At 62.7% G+C, this 2,500-nt stretch carries 1 protein-coding gene and 1 pseudogene; both read left to right on the top strand.

Annotation, left to right across the window (positions count from 1 at the left end; all coding sequences use genetic code 11):
- On the top strand, positions 1–1,548 hold a 1,548-nt coding region (locus AB4Z11_RS29260; RefSeq protein ID WP_442029333.1), incomplete at its 5' end, for an alpha-amylase family glycosyl hydrolase.
- A pseudogene (locus AB4Z11_RS29255) lies at positions 1,548–2,500 on the top strand (esterase); the annotation flags it as partial. The gene AB4Z11_RS29260 and the pseudogene AB4Z11_RS29255, both read left to right, overlap by 1 nt.

Genomic DNA, 2,500 nt, shown 5'->3' with positions numbered 1-2,500 from the left:
GCTGCGCGCTACACCTACGAGTTACGCGCCCGCGCTGCCGGCTCGGCCCAGCGCCAGGGCTTCAGTAATGAAGATGCTATTTATCAGGTGATGCCGGACCGTTTCGCCAATGGCGATCCATCCAACGACAGCGTGGCCTCGCTGGCCGACAAGCTTGACCGCAAGAATGGCTCCGGGCGACACGGCGGCGATTTGAAGGGCATGACCGACCATCTGGATTACATTGCGTCCATGGGTTACACCCAGATCTGGCCCACGCCACTGGTCGAGAACAACCAGCCGGCCTACTCCTATCACGGCTACGCGGCGACCGATCAATACAAGGTTGATGCGCGCTACGGCAGCAATGAGGACTACGTGCGCTTCGTGGCGAAGGCCCGCGAAAAAGGCATCGGCGTGATTCAGGACGTGGTGCTGAACCACATCGGCAGCGCGCACTGGTGGATGAAAGACATGCCGATGCAGGACTGGATCAGCTACGACGGCAAGTTCGTGCCGACGGCCCACCATCGCGTGGCGGTGCAGGACCCTTACGGCAGCAAGGAAGATCGCCGCAACTTTACGCAAGGCTGGTTCGGCTCGCACATGCCGGATATGAACCAGGCCAATCCTTTCGTCGCAAGGTATCTTATCCAGAACAATATCTGGTGGATCGAGTACGCGGGCCTGTCCGGCCTGCGCGTGGACACTTACGGCTATTCGGATTCGGCTTTCCTGACCGAATGGTCGCGCCGCATCCGCGAGGAATATCCGAACCTGACCATGGTCGGCGAGGAGTGGAGCATGCATATTCCTATCGTTGCGCACTGGCAGGAGGGCAAGCAGAACTTCGACGGCTATGTGTCGCACATGCCGAGCATGATGGACTTCCCGCTCAACGATACGCTGCGCAAGGCGCTGGCCGATACGGACGGCACGTATAGCCTGACTGACGTGTATGAGGCGCTGTCGCAGGATTATCTCTATCCGAACGCGTCGAAGCTGGTGCTGTTCGAAGGCAACCACGATATGGCGCGCACCTTCAGCGTGGTCAATGACGATCCGGCGCTGTGGCGCATGGCGATGGCCTTTACGCTGACGGTGCCGCGCATTCCGCAGCTTTATTACGGCACGGAGATTCTGATGCCTTCCACCGTGAAGGGGCGCGATGATCCGTCCTACCGCCGCGACATGCCGGGTGGCTGGGCTGGCGACACGATCAATGCCTTCACCGGCGAAGGCCTGACGCCGGCACAGCGCGAGTCGCAGGCGTGGCTGAAGAAGCTGCTCAACTGGCGCAAGACCGCCAGCGTTGTCCATCACGGGAAGATGATGCACTATGGGCCTGAAGAGAATACCTATGTCTACTTCCGTTACGACGGCACAAGCAAAGTGATGGTTGTCTTCAACAAGAATGCCAAAGACGTGCCGCTGGCCACTGCGCGCTTCCATGAAATGTTGTCCGGCGTGCACACCGGCACCGACGTCCTCACCGGTAAATCCTACGCGCTGGACGCAACAGCCATCACCCTGCCCGCACGCTCCGTGCTCGTGCTGGAGGTGAAGTGATGCCGCGCCGCCCCGACCCGCTGCCTCTTACCCAGCCCGCGCGCGCCCCAACGCCTGTGCGGCAGCTCGGCCTGGCGGCTGCGGGCGTCGCCTGCATTCCGCTGGCTGCTGCGCTGTTCGCCGCCGCCTGCGCGAGCGCCGCGCGCGCTGATACCGTCTCCGGCCCATTCTCGACGTCAGACGCTGCTGCGCCGCTGCGCAGCTATAAGCAGACGACCGTCGTCCCCTTGCGCGACGGCGCCCCGCAAACCGTCGAATACGCCGAGCTGGAAAACCTCCCGCGCGTGCGTAGCGGCAGCCTGCCTTTCGATGCATTGTTCGCGTTGGCGATCAGCGAAATGAAGCAGGACTCCGTCAGCGCCATCCAGGACGGGAGCTACAACGGCGGCGCGCCGATTCCCTGCGAGTGTTTTGAAACCGGCGAAAAATGGCATTACGTCTGGACGCGCGACCTTTCGTACGCCGCCAATCTCGGCCTGGCCATGCTGGACCCGCAGCGCGCCCGCAACTCGCTGATGTTCAAGCTGTCCGGCTACCGCGGCGCCAAGCCAGCAGCGGCGGCTGGCAGCGAAGACGGCCTGCAGATCGTGCAGGACACCGGAAGCGGCGGCAGCTGGCCGGTCAGCACCGACCGCGTGACCTGGGCCTTCGGCGCTGAAGAAACGCTGAAGTCCCTGTCTGCCGCGGACCGCGAAACCTTCGCGCCGATCGCGCTGAAGGCACTCAGCAACACCATCGAAAACGACCGCCTCGCCGCCTACGATGCCGCCACCGGCTTGTACAACGGCGAAGAATCCTTCCTCGACTGGCGTGAACAATCGTATGCCTCGTGGATCGTCAACGACATCGCCAGCCTTGCCACATCCAAAGCGCTGTCCACCAACGTCGCCCACTACAAAGCCATCACGCTGGCCGCCGAACTGGCGCGCCGTGCTGGCGATACCGTGCGCGC

The organism is Pseudoduganella sp. RAF53_2, from assembly GCF_052113985.1.
Classification (GTDB): Bacteria; Pseudomonadota; Gammaproteobacteria; order Burkholderiales; family Burkholderiaceae_D; genus Rugamonas.
The sequence above is the reverse complement of the archived record's forward strand: the minus strand, read 5'-3'. Positions and strand labels throughout refer to the sequence as shown.